The 24,497-nt window shown below is 60.4% G+C and carries 21 protein-coding genes; 10 read left to right on the forward strand and 11 right to left on the reverse strand.

Going from position 1 to position 24,497, the window contains the following annotated elements:
- Positions 1-11: 11 nt before the first annotated feature.
- The 4 genes from K0F88_RS12415 to K0F88_RS12430 all read right to left on the reverse strand — a co-directional run bounded on the left by K0F88_RS12415 (position 12) and on the right by K0F88_RS12430 (position 3,425).
- A complete protein-coding gene (locus K0F88_RS12415) occupies positions 12-1,226 on the reverse strand; it encodes an SAM-dependent methyltransferase (protein ID WP_219095238.1) in 1,215 nt (404 codons plus the stop codon).
- 154 nt (positions 1,227-1,380) lie between these two features.
- Positions 1,381-1,998: a TPM domain-containing protein gene (locus K0F88_RS12420; RefSeq protein ID WP_219095239.1), complete on the reverse strand. Its 618-nt coding sequence runs from the start codon at positions 1,996-1,998 to the stop codon at positions 1,381-1,383.
- A 28-nt stretch (positions 1,999-2,026) separates the two neighbouring features.
- Complete coding sequence (locus tag K0F88_RS32805; RefSeq protein WP_219095240.1) at positions 2,027-2,782, reverse strand: YgcG family protein; 756 nt, start codon at positions 2,780-2,782, stop codon at positions 2,027-2,029.
- Positions 2,783-2,816: 34 nt separating this feature from the next.
- The gene (locus K0F88_RS12430) at positions 2,817-3,425 is read right to left on the reverse strand and encodes a LemA family protein (protein WP_219095241.1); all 609 of its coding nucleotides are present in this window, start codon (positions 3,423-3,425) and stop codon (positions 2,817-2,819) included.
- A 236-nt stretch (positions 3,426-3,661) separates the two neighbouring features.
- On the opposite strand from K0F88_RS12430, the gene bglX reads away from it, so the two are divergent.
- The gene (bglX, locus tag K0F88_RS12435) at positions 3,662-5,953 is read left to right on the forward strand and encodes a beta-glucosidase BglX (protein ID WP_219095242.1); all 2,292 of its coding nucleotides are present in this window, start codon (positions 3,662-3,664) and stop codon (positions 5,951-5,953) included.
- Between the two features lie 170 nt (positions 5,954-6,123).
- On the opposite strand, the gene K0F88_RS12440 is transcribed toward bglX, so the two are convergent.
- The 5 genes from K0F88_RS12440 to K0F88_RS12460 all read right to left on the reverse strand — a co-directional run bounded on the left by K0F88_RS12440 (position 6,124) and on the right by K0F88_RS12460 (position 10,609).
- A complete protein-coding gene (locus K0F88_RS12440; RefSeq protein ID WP_219095243.1) occupies positions 6,124-7,281 on the reverse strand; it encodes a phosphatidylserine/phosphatidylglycerophosphate/cardiolipin synthase family protein in 1,158 nt (385 codons plus the stop codon).
- Between the two features lies 1 nt (position 7,282).
- A complete protein-coding gene (locus tag K0F88_RS12445; protein ID WP_219095244.1) occupies positions 7,283-7,873 on the reverse strand; it encodes a YceI family protein in 591 nt (196 codons plus the stop codon).
- A 252-nt stretch (positions 7,874-8,125) separates the two neighbouring features.
- A complete protein-coding gene (locus K0F88_RS12450; protein ID WP_219095245.1) occupies positions 8,126-8,449 on the reverse strand; it encodes an amidase in 324 nt (107 codons plus the stop codon).
- Positions 8,446-9,540, reverse strand: coding sequence for a serine hydrolase (locus tag K0F88_RS12455; protein WP_219095246.1), 1,095 nt, complete (start codon positions 9,538-9,540; stop codon positions 8,446-8,448). The genes K0F88_RS12450 and K0F88_RS12455 overlap by 4 nt, the downstream gene beginning before the upstream one ends.
- A 181-nt stretch (positions 9,541-9,721) precedes the next feature.
- Positions 9,722-10,609, reverse strand: coding sequence for an acyl-CoA dehydrogenase family protein (locus K0F88_RS12460; RefSeq protein ID WP_094468738.1), 888 nt, complete (start codon positions 10,607-10,609; stop codon positions 9,722-9,724).
- Positions 10,610-10,764: 155 nt separating this feature from the next.
- Here K0F88_RS12460 and olsB point away from each other — a divergent pair, with 155 nt between their 5' ends.
- Together olsB and K0F88_RS12470 are read left to right on the forward strand one after the other, a co-directional pair.
- Complete coding sequence (olsB, locus tag K0F88_RS12465) at positions 10,765-11,520, forward strand: L-ornithine N(alpha)-acyltransferase (protein WP_010462503.1); 756 nt, start codon at positions 10,765-10,767, stop codon at positions 11,518-11,520.
- The gene (locus K0F88_RS12470; protein ID WP_219095247.1) at positions 11,520-12,311 is read left to right on the forward strand and encodes a 1-acyl-sn-glycerol-3-phosphate acyltransferase; all 792 of its coding nucleotides are present in this window, start codon (positions 11,520-11,522) and stop codon (positions 12,309-12,311) included. Before olsB ends, K0F88_RS12470 begins: the two co-directional genes overlap by 1 nt.
- A gap of 121 nt (positions 12,312-12,432) precedes the next feature.
- Here the strand turns inward: K0F88_RS12470 and K0F88_RS12475 are convergent, their stop codons facing one another.
- Positions 12,433-13,011 (reverse strand): ACP phosphodiesterase, encoded by a 579-nt coding sequence (locus tag K0F88_RS12475; RefSeq protein ID WP_094468741.1) that lies wholly within the window; start codon positions 13,009-13,011, stop codon positions 12,433-12,435.
- Positions 13,012-13,181: 170 nt separating this feature from the next.
- Here K0F88_RS12475 and K0F88_RS12480 point away from each other — a divergent pair, with 170 nt between their 5' ends.
- From K0F88_RS12480 to K0F88_RS12490, 3 genes are read left to right on the forward strand one after another with little or no spacing between them, the layout of a single operon-like run.
- A complete protein-coding gene (locus tag K0F88_RS12480; protein ID WP_008019443.1) occupies positions 13,182-13,484 on the forward strand; it encodes a helix-turn-helix transcriptional regulator in 303 nt (100 codons plus the stop codon).
- 34 nt (positions 13,485-13,518) lie between these two features.
- Positions 13,519-14,685, forward strand: a complete 1,167-nt coding sequence (locus K0F88_RS12485; RefSeq protein ID WP_219095248.1) for an MFS transporter — start codon at positions 13,519-13,521, stop codon at positions 14,683-14,685.
- A gap of 23 nt (positions 14,686-14,708) precedes the next feature.
- Positions 14,709-15,758, forward strand: a complete 1,050-nt coding sequence (locus tag K0F88_RS12490) for an alkene reductase (protein ID WP_219095249.1) — start codon at positions 14,709-14,711, stop codon at positions 15,756-15,758.
- Positions 15,759-16,007: 249 nt separating this feature from the next.
- Here the strand turns inward: K0F88_RS12490 and emhR are convergent, their stop codons facing one another.
- On the reverse strand, positions 16,008-16,640 hold the full coding sequence (emhR, locus tag K0F88_RS12495; protein WP_083374862.1) for an efflux system transcriptional repressor EmhR: 633 nt from the start codon (positions 16,638-16,640) through the stop codon (positions 16,008-16,010).
- Positions 16,641-16,905: 265 nt separating this feature from the next.
- Here emhR and emhA point away from each other — a divergent pair, with 265 nt between their 5' ends.
- From emhA to K0F88_RS12515, 4 genes are all read left to right on the forward strand, one after another.
- Positions 16,906-18,063, forward strand: coding sequence for an efflux RND transporter periplasmic adaptor subunit EmhA (gene emhA, locus K0F88_RS12500; RefSeq protein ID WP_219095250.1), 1,158 nt, complete (start codon positions 16,906-16,908; stop codon positions 18,061-18,063).
- A 3-nt stretch (positions 18,064-18,066) separates the two neighbouring features.
- A complete protein-coding gene (gene emhB / locus K0F88_RS12505) occupies positions 18,067-21,216 on the forward strand; it encodes an efflux RND transporter permease subunit EmhB (RefSeq protein ID WP_219095251.1) in 3,150 nt (1,049 codons plus the stop codon).
- Entirely contained in the window at positions 21,213-22,673 is a 1,461-nt protein-coding gene (gene emhC / locus K0F88_RS12510) for an efflux RND transporter outer membrane subunit EmhC (RefSeq protein WP_219095252.1), read from the forward strand. Before emhB ends, emhC begins: the two co-directional genes overlap by 4 nt.
- A gap of 441 nt (positions 22,674-23,114) precedes the next feature.
- Positions 23,115-24,374 carry an OprD family porin gene (locus tag K0F88_RS12515; RefSeq protein ID WP_219095253.1) on the forward strand — a complete coding sequence of 420 codons (1,260 nt, stop codon included), beginning with the start codon at positions 23,115-23,117 and terminating at the stop codon, positions 24,372-24,374.
- The last annotated feature ends 123 nt before the right edge of the window (positions 24,375-24,497 follow it).

The raw sequence follows: 24,497 nt of genomic DNA on the forward strand, positions 1-24,497 counted from the left end.
CTTGCTGGCTCCTACAGGTAATTGTCAGCCCGCAGCAGGGTTTCGAGGCAGTGTTCGGTGATGTGGTAGAAATCCTTCAACTCCTGAATCTTCACCAACAGCTGGGCCGGGTCCACCGGCTCGGCGCGTTTGACCGCCAGAATCATCTTGTTCTTGTTGGTGTGGTCCAGTGAGATGAACTCGAACACCTTGGTTTCATAACCACAGGCTTCCAGGAACAACGCACGCAAACTGTCGGTGACCATTTCCGCCTGCTGGCCCAAATGCAGACCGTATTGCAGCATCGGCTTGAGCAGCGCCGGACTCTGGATTTGCAGGCGGATCTGTTTGTGGCAGCACGGCGAGCACATGATGATCGACGCGCCGGAGCGGATGCCGGTGTGAATCGCGTAGTCGGTGGCGATGTCGCAGGCGTGCAGCGCGATCATCACGTCCAGCTCGCTCGGCGCCACGCTGCGCACGTCACCGCACTTGAACACCAGCCCCGGATGCTCGAGCTTGGCGGCGGCGGCATTGCACAGGTTGACCATCTCCTCGCGTAACTCGACGCCGGTCACCACGCCTTCGGCTTTCAAGGTGTTGCGCAGATAGTCGTGGATCGCGAAGGTCAGGTAACCCTTGCCCGAGCCGAAATCCGCGACCTGCACCGGTTTGTCCAGCGCCAGGGGCGAGGTGGTCAGCGCATGGCTGAAGACTTCGATGAACTTGTTGATCTGCTTCCACTTGCGCGACATCGCCGGGATCAGCTCGTGCTTGCTGTTTGTCACGCCCAGGTCGGCGAGGAACGGCCGGCTGAGGTCGAGGAAGCGGTTCTTCTCGCGGTTGTGCTCGGCGGACGGCACTTCGCGCAATTGCTGAGGTTTGCTCTTGAACAGCGAAGACTTGCCCTTTTTGCTGTATTCGAGCTGGGCTTCGTCGGCCAGCGACAGTAAATGCGCATTTTTGAACGAGGCTGGCAACAGCGCGGCGAGGGTCGCCACGCCCTCGGCAATTGGCAGATTCTTGGTGATGTCGCGGGTCTTGTAGCGGTAGACGAAGGACAGGCAGGGCTGATCCTTGACCGTCAGCTGCTTGACGATCAGCCGCTGCAAATCGGCTTCGGTGCCGACGTACTTGGCCAGGACCAGTTTGATGAAAGCATTCTGGTCGAGGCTGGTTTGCAGCAAGTCGATGAACTGGGCGTGGTGATCCGGCGCGAGGCTGGCGGGAGTGGCGGTGACAGACATGGAAAAAACGGCCTCGGGCGGAGCGAATCGGGAATGGCGGGTATTTTAGGGGGGATGGCCGTCCGGGACACGCAGTTATTTACCGAACGGCGCGAATCGTGAGGCGATTCGCGTTCCCTCGCCCACAGAAGGTGTATCTATTCCAGAAGTGAATTCAGCCCAACACCACCAACCGGTTCGGCAACTCATTCCTCACATGCGTCACCGGCACATGCACCTTGAGCAACTCGCCGCACGCCTCGACGCACGTTACAAACCCCTGCAACGTCTGGCCCTGCTTCACCTGCTGAGTAAACGCCGCAACGATCGCGTCCCAGTTCTTGTTGTCCAGCCGCTTGGAAATCCCTTCATCCACCAGAATTTCCACGTACCGCTCAGCCTCGCAGACAAAAATCAGCATCCCGGTGCTGCCCACCGTGTGGTGCAGGTTCTGCTCCAGAAACTGCCGGCGCGCCAGGTTCGAGGCGCGCCAATGGCGTACCGAGCGCGGGATCAGGTGGGTGGTGATTTTCGGAATCCGGAACACCAGGCACAACACAATGAACGTGATCCATTGCACCAGCAGCAAACTGTGCATGGTCAGCCAGCCTGTCAGGTAATGCACGATACCCGGCACCACCAGCGCCAGCAGGCTGGCCCAGAGCAGCGGGATGTACGCATAGTCGTCGGCGCGGGCCGCGAGCACCGTCACCAGTTCGGCGTCGGTGTCGCGCTCGACCCGGGCAATCGCCTCGGCGACTTTGCGTTGTTCGTGTTCAGTCAGTAATGCCATGTTTAAAAGTGCCTGCTCATTATTATTCTCACCAGCCGCCCGACGAACCGCCGCCCCCGAAACTGCCGCCACCCCCACTGAAGCCCCCGCCTCCACCGCCGCCGCCAAAACCTCCACCGCCGAAACCGCCCCCTGAACTGCCTCGGCCACCGCCACCGCTGGGCAGGATCCCGAGCATCTGGCAGACGAAAATCGTCAGGATGAACAGCAACACCAGAAACACGAACACACCCGGATGGCGAGACACGAAATCGTCACCCTCATCCCCTCGCGGCTCATAGACCGTCGACGGTTCATCCAGCGGGCTGCCGCCCAACACCACCAGCATCGCGGCGACCCCGTCGCTGATGCCCTTGCTGAAGTTGCCGGTCTTGAACGCTGGCGTGATCACCTGGTTGATGATCACCGAACTCTGCGCGTCGGTCAGGCGATCTTCCAGGCCGTAACCGACTTCGATGCGCAATTTACGGTCATCGCGCGCAACGATCAGCAGCGCGCCGTTGTTCTTGTCTTTTTGGCCAATGCCCCAGTAGCGCCCCAGTTGATAGCCGAAATCGGCAATGTCGGTGCTCTGCAAGTCCGGCAATGTCACCACGACCAATTGCTCGCCAGTGGCTTTTTCATGGGCCTGGAGTTGTTGCGTCAGCTGCTCGCGCACCGACGGCTCGATCATCTGGGCGTTATCGACCACCTGTCCGGTCAGTGGCGGAAACTTCAACTCGGCCTGGGCTGCCAGGGTAAACACCCACAGCAACAGCATCAGGCCCACTTTCAACACGCGCATTGGCAACCTCATCCGTGGTGATGCGTCAAGCCGATCAGAACTTCACTTCAGGCGCTTTTTCGGCGCCGGGGCTGGTGGCCTCGAAGGTTTCGCGGATCGGCAAATCGCTGTACATCACCGTGTGCCAGAGGCGACCCGGGAAGGTGCGGATTTCGGTGTTGTACTTCTGCACCGCGAGGATAAAGTCTCGACGCGCCACGGCGATGCGGTTCTCGGTGCCTTCGAGCTGCGATTGCAACGCAAGGAAATTCTGGTTGGCCTTGAGGTCCGGGTAACGTTCGGACACCACCATCAACCGGCTCAAGGCGCCGGTCAGCTGATCCTGCGCCTGCTGGAACTGCTTGAGTTTTTCCGGGTTGTCCAGGGTGCTGGCATCCACCTGGATCGAGGTCGCCTTGGCTCGGGCTTCGATCACCGCGGTCAGGGTTTCTTCCTCATGTTTGGCGTAGCCCTTGACGGTTTCCACCAGGTTGGGGATCAGGTCGGCGCGGCGCTGGTACTGGTTCTGCACCTGGCCCCAGGCAGCCTTGGCCTGTTCGTCGAGGGTCGGAATGTTGTTGATGCCGCAGCCCGCCAGCAGCGTGGTGAGCAACATCAAGGCTGCAACCTGCAGGCTTGACCGAGTGTGGTGTCGTACATTCATCTGGTTGACGCTCCCTTGCACCTTCCGTTGAAAAACAACCAGCGACCTTCTGAGCGGTCTCTTGGGGCATAATCTGCCGCCGCCACTGGATTGCATCGAGCCAATGGGCTAAAAGATGCCCCAGCGCCAAACGCTGCAGAAGTGTGCTGCATTTACCTGAACAACAATAGTCGCTCCCTAAATTTTGGCTGACCGGCGCGTATTCACTGCCGTTTAGGCCTTTGAGAAAACTATTCATGAAGAAGCTGTGTTTGCTGGGCCTGTTCGTCAGTCTGGCCAGTCATACCGTATTGGCCGCCACGACGCCCGCACCTTTGGAGAACAAGGACGCTTTCATCACTGACCTGATGAAACAAATGACCCTCGATGAAAAGATCGGCCAGTTGCGCCTGATCAGCATCGGCCCTGAGATGCCTCGCGAGATGATCCGCAAGGAAATCGCCGCCGGCAACATCGGCGGCACGTTCAACTCGATCACGCGCCCGGAAAACCGTCCGATGCAGGACGCGGCCATGCGCAGCCGGTTGAAGATCCCGATGTTCTTCGCCTATGACGTGATCCACGGTCACCGCACGATTTTCCCGATCCCGATTGCCCTGGCCTCGAGCTGGGACATGGACGCCATCGGCCTGTCCGGGCGCATCGCCGCCAAGGAAGCCGCGGCGGACAGCCTCGACATCACGTTCGCGCCGATGGTCGACATTTCCCGTGACCCACGTTGGGGCCGCACCTCCGAAGGCTTCGGCGAAGACACGTACCTGGTGTCGCGCATTGCCGGCGTCATGGTCCGGGCCTTCCAGGGCACCGGCGCGAACGCGGCCGACAGCATCATGGCCAGCGTCAAGCACTTTGCCCTGTACGGCGCGGTCGAGGGCGGTCGCGACTACAACGTCGTCGACATGAGCCCGGTGAAAATGTACCAGGACTACCTGCCACCGTACCGCGCCGCCATCGACGCAGGTGCGGGTGGTGTGATGGTCGCGCTGAACTCGATCAACGGCGTGCCGGCCACGGCCAACACCTGGCTGATGAACGACCTGTTGCGCAAGGAATGGGGTTTCAAAGGCCTGGCGGTCAGCGACCACGGGGCGATTTTCGAGCTGATCAAGCACGGCGTTGCCGCTGATGGTCGCGAAGCCGCGAAGCTGGCGATCAAGGCCGGCATCGACATGAGCATGAACGACACCCTGTACGGCAAAGAGCTGCCGGGGCTGTTGAAGGCCGGCGAGATCGAACAGAAAGACATCGATAACGCAGTGCGCGAAGTGCTCGCCGCCAAGTACGACATGGGCCTGTTCAAAGACCCGTACCTGCGCATCGGCAAGGCTGAAGATGATCCGGCCGACACCTACGCCGAAAGCCGTCTGCACCGCGCCGAGGCCCGTGACGTCGCGCGCCGCAGCCTGGTGTTGCTGAAGAACCAGGGCGAAACCCTGCCGTTGAAGAAAACCGCGAAAATCGCTCTGGTCGGTCCGCTGGCCAAGGCGCCGATCGACATGATGGGCAGTTGGGCCGCTGCTGGCCGTCCGGCTCAATCGGTGACGTTGTTCGACGGCATGAACGCCGCTATTTCAGACAAGTCGACCCTGATCTACGCCCGTGGCGCCAACATCACCAGCGACAAGAAAGTGCTGGATTACCTGAACTTCCTCAACTTCGATGCGCCGGAAGTGGTGGATGATCCGCGTTCGGCCCAAGTGCTGATCGATGAAGCGGTGAAGGCCGCCAAGGATGCGGATGTTGTCGTTGCCGCTGTCGGCGAATCCCGTGGCATGTCCCACGAATCGTCCAGCCGTACCGACCTGAACATCCCTTCCAACCAGCGCGATCTGATCAAGGCCCTGAAAGCCACCGGCAAACCGCTGGTGCTGGTGTTGATGAACGGCCGTCCGTTGTCGATCCTCGAAGAGAAGGAACAGGCTGACGCGATTCTGGAAACCTGGTTCAGCGGCACCGAAGGCGGCAACGCCATCGCCGATGTGCTGTTCGGCGACTACAACCCGTCGGGCAAACTGCCGATCACCTTCCCGCGTTCGGTGGGTCAGATTCCGACCTACTACAACCACCTGAGCATTGGCCGGCCGTTCACGCCGGGCAAACCGGGCAACTACACCTCGCAGTATTTCGATGACACCACCGGCCCGCTGTTCCCGTTCGGGTTCGGCCTGAGCTACACCGATTTCAGCCTGAGCGACATGGCCTTGTCGTCGACCACGCTGAACAAGACCGGCAAGCTCGATGCCAGCGTCATGGTAAAAAACACCGGCAAGCGCGACGGCGAAACCGTGGTGCAGCTGTACATCCAGGACGTGACCGGCTCGATGATCCGCCCCGTCAAGGAACTGAAGAACTTCCAGAAAATCACGCTGAAGGCCGGCGAACAGAAAGTCGTGCACTTCACCATCTCCGAAGACGACTTGAAGTTCTTCAATGCCCAGCTCAAGTACGCTGCGGAGCCAGGCAAATTCAACGTGCAGATCGGTCTGGATTCCCAGGACGTGACGCAGCAGAGCTTTGAATTGCTGTAACCCTTAAAGCCGAATGAGTACCTGTGGGAGCGGCGGTGCGACGATCCGACTTGCCCGCGATGACGGTGTAACAGTCAACAGAGATGTTGGATGTTATGGCCTCATCGCGGGCAAGTCGGATCGCCGCACCGCCGCTCCCACAGTGTTTTTTGGTGTTCAGAAGATCGTCTTCAGCCCCGGCGATCCAGCAGGTTCACCACCAACCGATCCACCCATCCCCACACCCTTTGCTTGACCCGCCGCCACAGCGGTCGGCGTTGCCATTCCTCCAGGCTGACCTCCTGGCTCTGCGCAAAGTCCTTCTCGAAACTCGCGACCACTGCACCTGTCAGTCCCGGGTCCAGCGCTTCAAGGTTGGCTTCCAGATTAAAGCGCAGGTTCCAGTGATCGAAATTGCACGAGCCGATGCTCACCCAGTCATCGATCAGCACCATTTTCAGGTGTAGGAAACACGGCTGGTATTCGAAGATTTTCACCCCGGCCTTGAGCAGTCGCGGGTAATAGCGGTGCCCGGCGTAGCGCACCGACGGGTGATCGGTGCGCGGCCCGGTCAGCAGCAGGCGCACATCGACGCCTCGGCTGGCGGCCCTGCGCAATGAGCGGCGGACTTTCCAGGTGGGCAAAAAATACGGCGTGGCCAGCCAGATCCGCCGCTGGCCGCTGTTCAGCGCACGAATCAGCGATTGCAGGATGTCGCGGTGCTGGCGGGCGTCGGCATAGGCCACCCGACCCATGCCCTCGCCCATGGGCGGTACCCGGGGCAAACGCGGCAGGCCGAAGTGCGATGCGGGTTTCCAGGCGCGGCGGTGACGGTTAGCGATCCATTGCCGGTCGAACAGCAACTGCCAGTCGATCACCAAGGGGCCGGTGATTACCACCATCACTTCATGCCATTCGCTGGCGTCTTCGCCCGGCGTCCAGAACTCGTCCGTGACGCCCGTACCGCCGACCACCGCCATGCTCTGATCGACCAGCAACAGCTTGCGGTGATCGCGGTAAAAGTTACCGACCCAGCGCCGCCAGCTCAGGCGATTGTAGAAGCGCAGCTCCACCCCCGCCGCCATCAGGCGCTGACGCAGGGTCAGGGTGAACGCGAGGCTGCCGTAGTCATCGAACAGGCAGCGCACACGCACGCCGCGTTCGGCGGCCTGAACCAACGCTTGCACCATGGCCTCGGCACAGGCCCCGGCCTCCACCAGGTACAACTCCAGCTCGACCTGTTCTTCAGCGCGGGCAATCGCGACCAACATGCGCGGGAAAAACTGCGGACCGTCAATCAGCAGTTCGAAGTGGTTGCCTGCACGCCAGGGAAAGATTGCACCGGCCATGTCAGCGCGCCGTGAAAATCAGTACCGCACCCACCGGCACCGACAGGCTGATGGCCGACAATCCGGCCACTTTGCGCAAACTATCCAGACCCGGTGCCAGATCGAAGTCTTCGGCATTGATGATCAGTGGCTCGAGGGTTACCACCTGGAAGCGCCGGTCATCGAGACGGGTCGCCAGCAGTTCGGCGTTGTATTCGTGGGTTTTACCGTGAAGGTTGACGGTCAGCGGCAAGCGCAGCTCCAGTTGGGCACCGGGCGCGAGGTCGTTGATCGGGCGCAGATCGATCTGCGCGGTGATCAGCGCTTCGGGGAAGGTCTGGATCTCGAACAGTTCCTTGCGCATGCGTTCGTCACGCAACGGGATGCCGCTGTTCACCGACTCCATCTCGACCTCCACCTCGGCCAGGCCTTTGGGACTGACCTTTCCGTGCAGCACCAGAAAGCGTTGCACTTCAGAGATGTTGGCGTTTTTGGTACTGATGAACGACAGCCGCGAGGACTCGCCGTCGAGGTACCAATTGGCCTGGGCCGACAGGCTGGTGCCGGCCATCAGCAGGAAGGCGAGGGTTTTGGAAAGGGACCGCTTGAACATAGAGACTCGTGAGGAAAATAAACCTGCACGAACCTTAACCGCCCTAGAGCCAGATGCAAACTGTCCATCACCGACACCAACCCATTGTGGCGAGGGAGCTTGCTCCCGCTCGGCTGCGCAGCAGTCGTAAATTCTGCGTAGGTGATCTACCTGAATAAATCCATCGCCCGATTTTGGGAGCGCTTCGCACTCCAGCGGGAGCAAGCTCCCTCGCCACAAAAAAAGCTATAACCACACAGGGTTTCAGCGTGTTCAAGGTTGCAGGCGGCAGCCCTGGCGTTCGACGATCCATTGCGCGCTGTTGCTGCGGCCCATGCCGCTGACGGTCACGCGTTTGCTGGCGGGGTCATCGGTGAAACCGCTGGTGGGCAGCCACTGTTTGACATAGGTGTGGCAGTACCCGGCTTGGTTATTCATCACGTACCGGCACGAGCAATATTCCTTGGCGGTGTAGGCGCTGATGATGTCGGGGAACGCCCACAGCGCCACCCGCTCTTGCCAGATCCAGCCGAGCAAGGCGACCAGCAATACCAGCCACAACGTGCTGAACGGTCGGCGACGAATAAAGTTGTTCATGGCTGCACCGTCCCGGCAAAGGCCTTGAGCGCGAGCTTGAGCAATTCGTTGTGCTGGTAGAGGTCGTCGCGGTCATCGCCGTAGCGCACGATCACCAGGTTTTCGCTGGGAATCACGTACATCGCCTGGCCCCAATGGCCCAAAGCGGCAAAGGTATCGGCCGGAGCATCCGGCCAGGGTCGAGCAGCGCCCTCCACCGCGCGATTGAGCCACCAATGACCGCCAGGAACCGCATCGTCCTGATTGGCCTGATAGCGGGCGAAGGGTTCGCGGTTGAAGGCGACCCAGTCTTTGGGCAGCAGCTGTCGATCACCCCAACGACCGTCACGCGCCATCAGCAGACCGACTCGCGCCAGGTCACGTGCGGTGAGGTAGGCATAAGAGGACGCTACGAAAGTGCCGGTGGCATCGGTTTCCCAGACGGCGTGGCGAATCCCTAACGGCTCGAACAATGCTGTCCATGGGTAGTCTGGATATCGGGCCGGGCCGACGATGGTTTTCAGCGCGGCGGCCAGCAGATTGCTGTCGCCACTGGAGTACCGAAAGGCTTGGCCTGGTTTGGCGTACTCAGCGTGGTCGGCGGTGAACGCCGCCATGTCCTGATGACCCCGGGTGTAGAGCATGGCCACCACCGAGGACTTCAACGGGGCGTATTCGTAATCTTCCTGCCAGTCCAGGCCTGAAGCCCAGTGCAGCAGGTCGGCCAGGGTGATTGCCGGATGTTTTGCCAGTGGCGGGTAAAACCGTACCGCTGGGTCCTCACGTTTGAAAAGGCCCTCGCCATAGGCCACACCGAGGACCGTGGCCATCAGGCTTTTGCTGATGGACCAGGTCAGGTGTGGAGTGTCGGCCGTGGTCGGGCCGGCGTAGCGTTCGTAGATCAGTTGACCGTCGCGGATCACCAGCAAGGCGTCGGTGCGGATGCCTTTTCGAGTTGAATCATCGCGAGGTGGGAAGGCGTAGGTTTCCAGGGCTTGAAGTACCGGACCGGAGACTTTCGGGCCGATGGACCATTGCTCGGCGGGCCAGGTTTCGGCGTGGGCCGTGAGGCTGAGCAGCAGCGTGAAAATCAGGGGCAAGCCTTTGAACATGGCGGGGGCTCGGCGGGGTGGGCTTGCTGAGCCTAGTCGAGGTTGATGACAGTTTTGGATTTGTGTTGCCAGTGATGCCGCCATCGCGAGCAGGCTCGCTCCCACAGGGATTGTGTGTTGCTCACCATCTGTGTCACACCAAAGCCTCCTGTGGGAGCGGGCTTGCCCGCGATGAGGCCAGTCAACTCAATGAAGATCCCGCGAGTGCTTTAGCCAACCGCTTCCCCCGCGCGCCCGCCGCCAGATCCATCACACTCTGATCACGCTGCCACATTGCCGCCCAATGCTGCGGGCCATCAGCCAGAGCCTGGTTAACCTCTGCCTTGAGCCCCTCGAACTGCGCAAACAATCCCCCCAGCAGCACATGCCCGACCAGATTATTCGGCGCTTGCCGGCTGACTTCCGCGCACCCGGCCAGCAGCGCCAGCAACCGCAATTGCAGGGCTTGCGGCCAGTCACTGTCCTGACCCACCCCATACAGCCACGCGGTCATCGCGCTCAGCACATAAATGTCTTCCAGCGTGCGGAACGGTTTGACGTAGGCATCCCAGCCATCCCCCGCGAGCAATTCGCACTGGGCGTTGTCCAGAAACAACCGACCGTGGCTGATGTCCGGCATCAGCGCGATGGCCGGGAGTTTTTCCAGGCGCACGCCCGGTTCATCGGGATAGACCACTGCCAGACTCAAGCGCGGAGCTTCGCCTGTCTCCTCACTGCGCGCGGCGATCAGCAGCCAGTCGGCCGCATCGCCAGCGGTGACGAAATCCTTGCGCCCACTCACGCGTAAATCGCTCAGACGAGTCTGCATGTCCGCCACCCGCAGGCTGCGCTGTTCGGTGGCACACAACGCACCGAGGCTCAGCGGCGCGCTCGGCCAGAGCATGCGCAACGCCGCCTGATAGCCCACCAGAAACGCCAGACCCGGCGTCGTCATCAAACGCCCGCCGACCACCGCCAGCTCGAATGGCGTGACCGTGCCCAACGTCTGCAACAAGGTCGCGAAACCCTCCGCCAGGTCCGGGTTGGCGGGCAGGCGATCGCGGCGTTTCAACAGATTTTGCCAGGGCATAAGAGGCTCCTTGAGGGCTGTCATATAAGCATCACCAAAGCTTCATGGCGATGACACCGGGGCTACATAGCCTGACTTTGCACAACACGGCTGCATAAAGAAAGTCGATCGGCTCTAACCCAAGACGGGTTGACCAGCCCGCACGGAGATTCCCAATGACTCAGATCGCCCGCATCAGCGACACCGGCAATGAACGCCGCCTGCAAGCCGAACGCCTGGTGGGCGCTGAGGCATTGCAGGAAGCCCAAGCCTTGCGTTTCAACGTCTTCAGCGGCGAGTTCAACGCCAAGCTCAAAGGCGCGGAGCTGGGTCTGGACATGGATGACTATGATGTTCACTGCGCCCACATTGGCGTGCGTGACTTGAACACCGGGCGCCTGGTGGCGACCACCCGTTTGCTCGATCACACGGCCGCGAGCAGTCTGGGCAAGTTCTACAGCGAAGAAGAATTCAGCCTGCATGGCCTGGTCCATTTGAAGGGCCCGATCCTGGAAATCGGTCGTACCTGCGTCGATCCGGCTTATCGCAACGGCGGCACCATCGCGGTGCTCTGGGGTGAACTGGCCGAAGTGCTGAATCAGGGCGGCTACAGCTATTTGATGGGGTGCGCGAGCATTCCGATGCAGGACGGCGGGATTCAGGCCCACGCGATCATGCAGCGTCTGCGGGAACGTTATCTGTGCACTGAACACCTGCGGGCCGAGCCGAAAAAACCGCTGCCGGTTTTGGACCTCCCGTCCAACGTGATCGCCGAAATGCCACCACTGCTCAAGGCCTACATGCGTCTGGGTGCGAAGATCTGCGGCGAGCCGTGCTGGGACGAAGACTTCCAGGTTGCCGACGTGTTCATCCTGCTCAAGCGCGACGAGCTCTGCCCGCGTTATGCCAAGCACTTCAAGGCGGCGGTCTGATGAGCCGGTTACGGGTGTACGCGCGGATTGCGCGAGTGCTGGTAGTGGTCGCGCTGGGGTTGAGCATGGCCAGTGTGTTCGGGCTTTTCGAGCGCCTGGGCATTGCCCATTCGATGGTCCGCCGCCAACGCTGGTCGCGATTTTTCATGGCGCGGTTGAGCAACGCCCTGCCCTTTCGCGTGACGGTTCACGGTGAACTGCCGAAAGAGCCGATGCTGTGGGTCAGCAATCACGTGTCGTGGACCGACATTCCGTTGCTGGGCATGCTCACTCCGATGTCGTTTCTGTCCAAGGCCGAAGTGCGCACCTGGCCGGTGGCCGGTTGGTTGGCGGCCAAGGCCGGCAGCCTGTTTATCCGTCGCGGCTCGGGTGACAGCCAACTGATTCGCAAACAGATGACGCGCCACCTGGCGCAGGCACATCCACTGCTGATGTTCCCGGAAGGCACCACCACCAATGGACGTTCGTTGCGCACCTTTCATGGCCGCTTGCTGTCAGCGGCGATTGACTCTGAAGTGAAGCTGCAACCGGTGGCGATTCGTTATCTGCGTGACGGTGAACTCGATTCACTGGCGCCGTTCATTGGCGATGATGACTTGCTGTCGCACTTGATGCGGTTGTTCGCCAATGATCGCGGGGAAGTGGAAATCAAAGTGCTCAAGCCGATCGCTTGCGAAGGCCGGGAGCGTGCGGCGCTGGCGTTCGAGGCACAGCAGGCGGTGCAGAAGGCGTTGTTTGGGGCGATCCCTCAGGCGCAACCGGAACCGCTGCGCCCCGCCATCGCGGCTTGACACAATCCCTGATTAAACAGAAATCCTGTGGGAGCGGGCTTGCCCGCGATAGCGGTTTAACATTCAGCGATGATGTTGAATGAGCTACCGCAATCGCGGGCACGCCCGCTCCCACAGAGGGTTATGGTGTTGGATAGTTCTGGGCAAAATCCTGAAGCTGCGGATAGAACAGCCGAAAGTCATCACTCAACGGCTCATACAAAACCCGTAATTCCTGCATCGCCCCCGCCAGTTCCTCAGGTCGGGTCAACCGCCGCGAAATCCCCCGCAGCACTTGGTCCAGCACATCAAACTCCTGATAAGACCCCAGCCAGTCATTCGCCACCATGTGCGGCGCAATCCTCGCCAACCGTTCAGGCAATTGTGGCTCCGTCGACAGCACCCGATACACATCCGAGGTGAACCGCTCCAGCGGCTGGTCCGAGTAGAGGGTCCAGTCCCGCGCCAGGCAGTGGTCGAAAAACACGTCGAGCACGATCCCGGCGTAACGCCGGCGTGTGATGGAAAACCGTGACAGCGAGGCATCCACCAGCGGATGGCGGTCGGTAAACACGTCGATGCTGCGATGCAGCTGGATGGCCGCTTCGATCTCCGGGTTGAACTGCCCTTGCAGCCGTCCCTTGACGAAATCGCCATACAGACTGCCGAGCAATTGACCGGGGCGCTGGCCACCGAGGTGAAGATGGGCGAGATAGTTCATGGGCGCAGCTTAGCATTGCGCCTTCGAATGTTGACACTCCACGCATCGTTATAACCCGATATAGCGATTTATGCGGTCGTCAGATCAAAATCATATTTGTATATCGCGATCTACCGATTTAAAGTTCGCCACATCGCGATATAGCGTTTTACTCATCACGAGCCCATACCATGACTATTAATCTCGACGAAATAATAAAAGCCCTGGCACACCCAGTACGGCGAGACATCCTGCACTGGCTCAAAGACCCGACCGTCGAATTCCCCGACCAGTCCCACAGCAACGAGCACGGCGTCTGCGCCGGGCAGATCGATCAGCGTTGCGGTTTGTCGCAGTCCACGGTGTCTGCACACCTGGCAACCCTGCAACGCGCCGGCCTGATCAGCAGCCGAAAAGTCGGGCAGTGGCACTTTTTCAAACGCAATGAGGAAACCATTCAGGAATTCCTCAAGACCTTCAGCAAAGAGCTCTGACCCTTTACGTCAGTACGCCGATAAGGAATCAACAATGCCCCTCTCGCTACTCATTCTGGCCTTGAGCGCCTTCGCCATCGGCACCACCGAGTTCGTCATCATGGGCTTGCTGCCCGATGTGGCGGCGGACCTAGGCGTGTCGATCCCGGGCGCTGGCTGGCTGGTGACCGGTTACGCCCTGGGCGTGGCCATCGGTGCGCCGTTCATGGCACTGGCCACCTCCAGATTACCGCGCAAGGCTGCACTGGTAGCGTTGATGGGCATTTTCATCATCGGCAACCTGCTCTGTGCCATGGCGACCGATTACAACGTGCTGATGTTTGCCCGTGTGGTCACGGCCCTCTGCCACGGCGCGTTCTTCGGTATCGGTTCGGTGGTGGCGGCAGGTCTCGTTCCGGCGAACAAACGCGCCTCCGCCGTGGCCTTGATGTTCACCGGCCTGACCCTGGCCAACGTGCTCGGCGTTCCGTTGGGCACCGCGCTCGGTCAGGAAGCCGGCTGGCGTTCGACCTTCTGGGCAGTGACCGTGATTGGTGTGATCGCGTTGATCGGCCTGATCCGCTTCCTGCCGGCCAAGCGCGATGAAGAGAAACTCGACATGCGCGCCGAACTGCGTGCCCTCAAAGGCGCCGGGATCTGGCTGTCGTTGAGCATGACCGCGTTGTTCGCAGCTTCGGTATTCACCCTGTTCACCTATGTCGCCCCGCTGCTCGGTGATGTCACCGGCGTCTCGCCCAAAGGCGTGACCTGGACCCTGATGCTCATCGGCCTGGGCCTGACGGTCGGCAACATCATCGGCGGCAAGCTGGCTGACAAAGGCCTGGCCGCGACGCTGATCGGCGTCTTCATCTCGATGGCCGTGATCTCGACCGTACTGACCTGGACCAGCGTCGCGCTGATCCCTGCCGAAATCACCTTGTTCCTCTGGGCCACCGCGTGCTTCGCCGCCGTCCCCGCCCTGCAAGTGAACGTGGTGACCTACGGCAAGGCTGCGCCGAACCTGGTGTCGACCCTGAACATCGGCGCTTTCAACATCGGCAACGCCTTGGGCGCCTGGGTCGGCGGCAGCGTCATCGCCCACGGTTTCGGCCTGACCAGCGTGCCACTCGCGGCAGCAGCACTGGCGGTACTCGCCCTGCTGGTGACCCTGATTACTTTCCGTCAGCGCGGTAATCCCGAACTGGCCCCTGCTACCAACTGATACCTCACGAGGGTTGTACTTAAATGACGACTATTTTCGATCCGATCAAACTGGGCGACATCGAGCTGGCCAACCGCATCATCATGGCGCCGCTGACTCGCTGCCGCGCCGACGAAGGCCGCGTGCCGAATGCGCTGATGGCCGAATACTACGTTCAGCGCGCCTCGGCCGGCCTTATCCTCAGCGAGGCCACGTCGGTCACGCCAATGGGCGTCGGCTACCCGGACACCCCGGGTATCTGGTCCAACGATCAGGTGCGTGGTTGGGCTAACGTGACCAAAGCGATCCACGGTGCTGGCGGCAAGATTTTCCTGCAACTGTGGCACGTCGGCCGGGTTTCCCACGAGTCGTACCTGAACGGTGAAGCGCCAGTCGCACCGAGCGCCATCCAGCCGAAGGGTCACGTCAGCCTGGTTCGCCCATTGGCCGACTACCCAACCCCGCGCGCACTTGAAACCGCTGAAATCGCCGACATCGTCGACGCCTACCGCACCGGTGCCGAGAACGCCAAGGCCGCCGGTTTTGACGGCGTGGAAATCCACGGCGCCAACGGTTACCTGCTCGATCAGTTCCTGCAAAGCAGCACCAACCAGCGCACCGATAACTACGGTGGCTCCCTGGAAAACCGTGCGCGCCTGTTGCTGGAAGTGACCGACGCCGCGATCGAAGTCTGGGGCGCTGGCCGCGTCGGTGTGCACTTGTCCCCGCGTGCCGACTCCCATGACATGGGCGACGACAACCTGGCCGAAACGTTTACCTACGTCGCTCGCGAACTGGGCAAGCGTGGCATCGCCTTCATCTGCTCCCGTGAGAAAGAAGATGGCGACAGCCTGGGTCCACAATTGAAAGAAGCGTTCGGCGGCCCGTACATCGTCAACGAACGCTTCACCAAGGACAGCGCCAACGCTTGGCTGGCCAGCGGCAAGGCGGATGCAGTCGCCTTCGGCGTGCCGTTTATTGCCAACCCGGACCTGCCGGCACGCTTGAAGGCGGATGCGCCGCTTAACGAAGCGCGTCCCGAGCTGTTCTACGCCAAGGGCCCAGTGGGTTACATCGACTATCCCGTGATGTAAGCATCCCCCTTGAAATGCAAAAGCCCCGACTCGAAAGAGCCGGGGCTTTTTGTTGCGCCACGGTTATTCACAGGACTTCACACCGATTCACACGCGCGACACAAAATCCCTACAAAATACGTAGCTCGCTACCTTTCAACCTGACGAGCGTGCGTATATAAAAGCATCACGGTGCATTAAGGCGAACATTGAAGGGATCAACGCTCGCCTTAATGGTTGACATAACCGGATCCAATTACGCATTTTGTTTTATTTGCGCAGGCTGGGGCTCAGGCGCAGCATGTCCAATCCTGTATTGACCCAACGCTCGGCTTCGGTGTGCAGTTGAAAACTGTCCGGGGCCAATAGCCACTGGTACAGCATGCCATCGATGTAGGCGTGCAGGCTGATGGCCGCGCGGGCCGTGTCGAGGTCCTCGGGCATTTGCCCCCGATTCACCGCATTACTCAGGGCCAGGGCGATTCGCACATTGCAATCGAGGCTGACTTCACGACGCTGCTGACGCAGATCGCACATTTCATCGGTGAATTCGCACTTATGAAACAAAATCTCATTGATGCGTCGGGTTTTCGGGTCCAGGGCAACTTGATGAAACAAATGAATCAGCAGTTTGCGCATGCAGCCCAGCGGATCGAGTTCATCTTCGCTTTCACTGGCCCTGGCCATTTCATCCAGCGGCTCTTTCAAGCTATCGAGCATGGCCTGCACCAGGTCCGCCTTGTTGCTGAAATGCCAGTAGATGGCGCCGCGAGTCACGCCGGCCAGGGTCGCGATGTCCGCCAGCGTAGTGCGCGCCACGCCTCTTTCATAAAAGGCTTTCTCTGCCGCTTCCAGTATCTGGCTGCGGGTTTCTTGAGCTTCCTCTTTGGTACGACGGACCATGGCAGTAAAACCTCAATCAGGATGCTTCAGCGATGCCTGAACAGCCGCTGAACAAAAGTGGGGCGAGCGCTCTTGGGACTCGTCCCCGGCTTACAATTCGAACCTTTGACGGGCGTTGGTAACAGGGTGGATACGCAGCCAAGGTGTTTACAAACAACCATGAACGTAAGTATATTCCTTAGCAAGCTACTTATCCACCCGGCACTCATTTTTCACCCTTTCACATTTCTTGTGCGTTTCTTGCGCGCCTGACCCGAGGATTTTCATGCAATTCAAGCCAGCTGTTACCGCTCTGGTCGCCGCCGTCGCCCTGGCATCACTGCTCAGCGGATGCAAAAAGGAAGAAGCGGCACCTGCCGCACCGCCTCCTCAGGTCGGCGTGGTCACCCTGCAACCTCAAGCCTTTACCCTGACGTCCGAGCTGCCGGGGCGCACCAGTGCGTTCCGCATCGCCGAAGTTCGCCCACAGGTCAATGGCATCATTCTCAAACGTCTGTTCAAGGAAGGCGGCGACGTCAAGGCCGGCCAGCAGCTGTATCAGATCGATCCGTCGGTCTATGACGCTACGCTGAAAAGCGCCGAAGCCAACCTGCAACAGACGAAGTCGATCTCGGATCGCTACAAGCAGTTGGTCAACGAACAGGCCGTCAGCCGTCAGGAATACGACACGGCCGTGGCCAACCGCATGCAATCGGAAGCCGCGCTGCAAACCGCTCAGATCAATGTGCGCTACACCAAGGTCTACGCGCCGATTTCCGGCCGCATCGGCCGTTCGAACGTGACCGAGGGCGCGCTGGTGACCAGCGGCCAGGTCGACGCCATGGCCGTCATCCAGCAACTGGACCCGATCTATGTCGACGTCACCCAATCCTCCGTCGAGCTGCTTGAGCTGCGCCGCGAACTGGAAAGCGGTCGCCTGCAAAAGGCCGGTGACACCGCGGCAGCGGTCAAGCTGACCCTGGAAGACGGCAGCCAGTACAAGCAGGAGGGCAAGCTCGAGTTCTCCGAAGTCTCGGTTGACCAGACCACCGGTTCCGTGACCCTGCGTGCCGTGTTCCCGAACCCTGATCACACACTTCTGCCGGGCATGTTCGTTCACGCCCAGTTGCAGGCCGGTGTGAACAGCGCAGCGATCCTGGCGCCACAGCAAGGCGTGACCCGCGACCTCAAAGGCACGCCGACCGCACTGGTCGTCGGTGCGGACAACAAGGTCGAACTGCGTCAGCTCAAGGCCAGCCGCACTGTCGGCAGCCAATGGCTGATCGAAGACGGCCTGAAGGCCGGCGATCGTCTGATCACCGAAGGACTGCAATTCGTCAAACCTGGCATCGAAGTCAAAGCCAGTGAAGCGACTAACGTTGGCGCAAAGAACCCGGCCCCCGCACAGGCAGCTGACAAGGCTTCCAGCGGCAAAGGGGAGTAAACCATGTCGAAATTTTTTATCGACCGTCCGATTTTCGCCTGGGTAATTGCCCTGGTGATCATGCTGGTCGGGGCACTCTCGATTCTCAAACTTCCGATCAACCAATACCCGAGCATTGCGCCTCCGGCCATTGCGATCCAGGTGACCTACCCAGGCGCGTCTGCACAAACCGTGCAGGACACCGTGGTGCAAGTCATCGAACAACAGCTCAACGGTATCGACAACCTGCGTTATGTGTCCTCGGAAAGTAACTCCGACGGCAGCATGACCATTACCGCGACCTTCGAGCAGGGCACCAACTCCGATACCGCGCAGGTTCAGGTCCAGAACAAACTGAACCTGGCCACCCCGCTGCTGCCGCAAGAAGTGCAGCAACAGGGTATCCGCGTGACCAAGGCAGTGAAGAACTTCCTGTTGGTGATCGGCGTGGTGTCGCGCGACGGCAGCATGACCAAGGACGACCTGTCCAACTACATCGTGTCGAACATGCAGGACCCGATCTCGCGGACCGCCGGTGTCGGTGACTTCCAGGTCTTCGGTTCCCAGTACGCGATGCGTGTCTGGCTCGACCCGGCCAAGCTGAACAACTTCAACCTGACGCCAGTGGACGTGAAAGCGGCCATCGCGGCGCAGAACATCCAGGTGTCCTCCGGGCAACTGGGTGGCCTGCCTGCTGCGCCTGGCCAACAGTTGAACGCCACCATCATCGGCAAGACCCGTCTGCAGACTGCCGAGCAGTTCAACAAGATCCTGCTCAAGGTCAACAAGGACGGTTCGCAAGTGCGCCTGTCCGATGTCGCCGACGTGGGCCTGGGTGGTGAAAACTACAGCATCAACGCTCAGTTCAACGGCGCGCCGGCTTCCGGTCTGGCGGTGAAACTGGCCAACGGTGCCAACGCCCTCGACACCGCGAAAGCGTTGCGCAACACCATCAACACGCTCAAGCCGTTCTTCCCGCAAGGCATGGAAGTGGTCTTCCCCTACGACACCACCCCGGTGGTGACCGAGTCGATCAAGGGCGTGGTTGAAACCCTGGTCGAAGCGATCGTGCTGGTGTTCCTGGTGATGTTCCTGTTCCTGCAAAACTTCCGCGCCACCGTCATCACCACGATGACTGTGCCGGTGGTATTGCTGGGTACGTTCGGCATCCTCGCGGCCTTCGGTTTCAGCATCAACACCCTGACCATGTTCGGCATGGTGCTGGCCATCGGCTTGCTGGTGGACGATGCCATTGTCGTGGTGGAGAACGTCGAACGGGTCATGAGCGAAGAAGGCCTGTCACCCAAGGAGGCTACCAAGAAATCCATGGGGCAGATCCAGGGTGCACTGGTCGGTATCGCCCTGGTCCTGTCGGCGGTACTGCTGCCGATGGCGTTCTTCAGTGGCTCTACCGGTGTGATCTACAAGCAATTCTCGATCACCATCGTCTCGGCCATGGCCCTGTCGGTACTGGTTGCGCTGATCTTCACCCCGGCACTCTGCGCCACCATGCTCAAGGCAATTCCGAAAGGCGAGCACGGCACGCCGAAACGTGGCTTCTTCGGCTGGTTCAACCGCAGCTTTGACCGTGGCGTCAAAAGCTATGAGCGTGGCGTGGGCAACATGCTGACGCACAAGGCGCCGTACCTGCTGGCCTACTTGATCATTGTCGTCGGCATGATCTGGCTGTTCACCCGCATTCCAACGGCGTTCCTGCCGGAAGAAGACCAGGGCGTTCTGTTTGCCCAGGTGCAGACCCCGGCCGGCTCCAGCGCCGAGCGCACGCAGGTGGTGATCGATGAGATGCGCTCCTACCTGCTGGATAAGGAATCGAGCGCCGTGGCTTCTGTGTTTACCGTCAACGGCTTCAACTTCGCCGGTCGCGGCCAAAGCTCGGGCCTGGCGTTCATCATGCTTAAGCCGTGGGATCAGCGGGATGCGGAAAACAGCGTGTTCAAACTCGCCGCCCGCGCCCAGCAGCACTTCTTCACCTTCCGCGATGCGATGGTGTTCGCCTTCGCGCCACCCGCCGTACTGGAGTTGGGTAACGCCACCGGTTTCGACGTGTTCCTGCAAGACCGCGCCGGTATCGGTCACGACAAGTTGATGGCGGCTCGCAACCAGTTCCTCGGCATGGCGGCACAGAGCAAGGTGCTTTATCAGGTGCGTCCGAACGGCCTGAACGACGAGCCGCAATACCAGTTGGAAATCGATGACGAGAAAGCCAGCGCGCTGGGCCTGACCCTCACCGACATCAACAGCACCCTGTCGATTGCTTTGGGCAGTAGCTACGTCAACGACTTCATCGACCGTGGTCGGGTGAAGAAAGTCTACGTGCAAGGTCAACCCAATTCGCGGATGAGCCCGGAAGACATCAAGAAATGGTATGTGCGTAACGCCGCCGGAACCATGGTGCCCTTCTCCGCCTTCGCCAAGGGCGAGTGGATCTACGGTGCGCCGAAGCTTTCGCGTTACAACGGTGTAGAAGCGATGGAAATCCTCGGTGCCCCGGCCCCGGGCTACTCCACCGGTGAAGCCATGGCGGAAGTCGAAGCCCTGGCGAAGAAACTGCCGGCCGGTGTCGGTATTTCCTGGACCGGTCTGTCGTACGAAGAGCGGCTGTCCGGCTCACAAGCGCCCGCGCTGTACGCGTTGTCGCTGCTGATGGTGTTCCTGTGCCTGGCGGCGCTGTACGAAAGCTGGTCGATTCCGATCGCGGTGATGCTGGTGGTGCCGCTGGGGATCATCGGGGCGCTGCTGGCGACCAGTCTGCGGGGACTCTCCAACGACGTTTACTTCCAGGTGGGCCTGTTGACAACCATCGGTCTGGCAGCGAAAAACGCCATTCTGATCGTCGAGTTCGCCAAGGAACTGCATGAGCAAGGGCGTAGCCTGCGTGATGCGGCAATCGAAGCGTGCCGGATGCGTTTGCGACCGATCATCATGACCTCGCTGGCCTTCGTGCTCGGTGTGGTACCGCTGGCGATTTCCACGGGCGCCGGTTCAGGTAGCCAACATGCAATCGGCACGGGCGTTATTGGCGGTATGATCACCGCCACCGTATTGGCGATCTTCTGGGTCCCACTGTTCTTCGTCACCGTGTCGTCCATTGGCCAGCGCAAAAAAGCCGACCAGGACGACGCTATTGAACCTTCTAAAGAGGCTGGCCAATGAGCAAGTCGCTACTCTCCATCGCAGTTGCCGCCTTCGTGCTGAGCGGCTGCTCGCTGATTCCCGACTATCAGCAACCTGAGGCACCGGTGGCGGGCCAATACCCGCAAGGTCCGGCGTATTCGCCGGCCCAGGCGCCGAATCAGGCGGCTGCGGAACAGGGCTGGAAGCAGTTTTTCCATGACCCGGCCCTGCAACAGCTGATCCAGGTGTCGCTGGAAAACAACCGTGACCTGCGTGTCGCGGCCCTGAACATCGACGCCTTTGCGGCCCAATACCGCATCCAGCGTGCCGATCTGTTCCCGGCTGTTTCGGCCAATGGCACCGGCAGCCGTCAGCGCCTTCCGGCACGTGCGTCGCAGACTGGCGAAGCGGGCATCAGCAGTTCCTATTCGGCTACAGTTGGCATCAGTGCCTATGAACTCGACCTGTTCGGTCGGGTTCGCAGCCTCAGCGAAGAAGCCCTGCAGAAGTACTTCGCCACTGAAGAAGGCCGTCGCAGCACGCAGATCAGCCTAGTGGCCAGCGTGGCCAACGCCTACCTGACCTGGCAGGCCGACAAGGAACTGCTGAAACTGACGCAAGACACCCTCGGCGCGTTCGAGGAGAGCTACAAGCTCACCGCGCGCAGCAACGAAGTCGGTGTGGCCTCGGCCCTGGACCTGGCCCAGTCGCGTACCTCGGTGGAAAACGCCCGGGCGCAACTGGCCAAGTACACCCGTCAGGTCGCGCAGGATGAAAACAGCCTGGTGCTGCTGCTCGGCACCGGCATCCCGGCCAATCTGCAAGCCGCCAAGCCGTTGGCCGACGACCTGCTGAGCGACGTGCCGGCCGGTCTGCCATCGGACTTGCTGCAACGTCGTCCGGATATCCTCCAGGCCGAGTACAACCTGAAAGCGGCCAACGCCAACATCGGCGCGGCACGGGCGGCGTTCTTCCCGAGCATCAGCCTGACGGCTAATGCCGGGACCTTGAGTCCAGACCTGTCCGGTCTGTTCAAGGGCGGTTCGGGCACCTGGTTGTTCTCGCCGCAGATCAACCTGCCGATCTTCAATGCCGGCAGCCTGCGCGCCAGCCTGGATTACTCGAAAATCCAGAAAGACATCGGCGTGGCGAACTACGAGAAGTCCATTCAAACGGCCTTCCAGGAAGTCGCCGACGGCCTGGCTGCCCGCCAGACCTACACCGATCAGTTGCAGGCGCAGCGTGATTTCGTCACCGCCAACCAGGACTACTACCGTCTGGCCGAGCGTCGCTACCGCATTGGTGTCGACAGCAACCTGACCTTCCTCGACGCCCAGCGTCAGCTGTTCAGCGCGCAACAGGTGCTGATCACTGATCGCCTGGCGCAGCTGATCAGTGCGGTCAATCTGTACAAGGCACTGGGTGGTGGCTGGAACGAGCAGACGGCGAAAGTCGAACCGCTGAAAGAAGAAGCGCCGAAGATGAAGTTGTTCTGATAGCGCTGTGAAAACACCAAGCCCACCTTTTTGGTGGGCTTTTTGTTGGCTGCGGGAAAAGGTGTGGTGTCAGTAATGGCCTCTTCGCGGGCAAGCCCGCTCCCACAGTGTCCGTGTCGAACACAAACTTTGTGAACCCCGCTGAACCTGTGGGAGCGGGCTTGCCCGCGAAGAGGCCAGCCCAAACAACGCAAAAACCTCAGACCAACATGCGTTCGGTAACCGCCCAAAACCCGCTTTCCCCGATTGAACCCTCCAGCCCATCCCCCGCACCATTCGTCGCACAAGACCAATAACATCAGGTTCGACACCATGCCCCCGCGCCCTGCCCTGTCCGGCTGATCCCGCCCCGCTTTTTCACAAAATCGAATCCCTTGTCTGCAACCCCGACGTTGCGGCAGCGCCCCGTTTCATCCCTAACAATTAGAGAGACCCGAGCCCATGACGCCTTCCACCACGCGGTACCACTTCCCAAGCCTGATAGCCATCGCCCTGGCCTGCGCGGCCCTGCCAGCCATGGCCGAGGAGTCGGGTTTTGTCGAAGACGCCAAGGTCAACCTGAACCTGCGCAACTTCTACATCAACCGCAACTTCACCAACCCGACCAAGGCTCAGGGCAAGGCTGAAGAGTGGACGCAAAGTTTCATTCTCGACGCCAAGTCCGGCTTCACCCAGGGCACCGTCGGGTTCGGCATGGACGTGTTGGGCTTGTACTCGGTGAAGCTCGACGGCGGCAAAGGCACGGGCGGAACGCAGTTGCTCCCGCTGGATCACGACGGTCGCCCTGCGGACAACTTCGGTCGCACCAACGTGGCGTTCAAGGCCAGGTTGTCGCAAACCGAAATCAAGGTCGGTGAATGGATGCCGGTGCTGCCGATCCTGCGCTCGGACGACGGTCGCTCCCTGCCGCAAACCTTCCGTGGCGGCCAGATCACCTCGAAAGAAATCGCCGGCCTGACGCTCTACGGCGGCCAGTTCCGCGCCAACAGCCCGCGCGACGACAGCAGCATGAGCGATATGTCGATGACCGGAAAACCGACCTTCACCTCCGACCGCTTCAACTTCCAGGGTGGCGAATACGCCTTCAACGACAAGCGCACCCAGATCGGCCTGTGGAACGCCGAACTCAAGGACATCTACAGCCAGCAGTACGTGAATCTGATTCACAGTCAGCCCATTGGCGACTGGACCCTCGGCGCCAACCTGGGTTTCTTCTACGGCAAGGAGGACGGCAGTGCCCGAGCCGGCGATCTGGACAACAAGACTTGGTCAGGCCTGTTCTCGGCCAAATACGGCGGCCATACCTTTTACGTCGGCCTGCAAAAACTCACCGGCGACAACGCCTGGATGCGGGTCAACGGCACCAGCGGCGGCACCCTGGCCAACGACAGCTACAACGCCAGTTATGACAACGCCCGGGAAAAATCCTGGCAGCTGCGCCACGACTACAACTTCGTCGCCCTCGGTATCCCCGGCCTGACTCTGATGAACCGCTACATCAGCGGCGACAATGTGCACACCGGCACCATCACCAACGGTAAGGAATGGGGCCGCGAAAGCGAACTGGGCTACACCGTGCAAAGCGGCGCGCTCAAGGACCTCAACGTCAAATGGCGTAACTCGACCATTCGCAGGGACTTCAGCAATAACGAGTTCGATGAGAATCGGTTGATCGTCAGCTATCCGATCAGTTTGTTGTAACCGCACCCTGGCAGCGGTCGACGTCAAAAGGCCGCTGCCTGTAACCACCTGTCGGCTTGCCTGGTATTTTGCGAGCGGGCAGATACAGTCAAAAAGCGTGTTTAATTCTCCATCACTGATGTA

This window comes from Pseudomonas sp. UMAB-40 (genome assembly GCF_900095275.1).
GTDB classification, from domain to species: Bacteria; Pseudomonadota; Gammaproteobacteria; order Pseudomonadales; family Pseudomonadaceae; genus Aquipseudomonas; species Aquipseudomonas mandelii_B.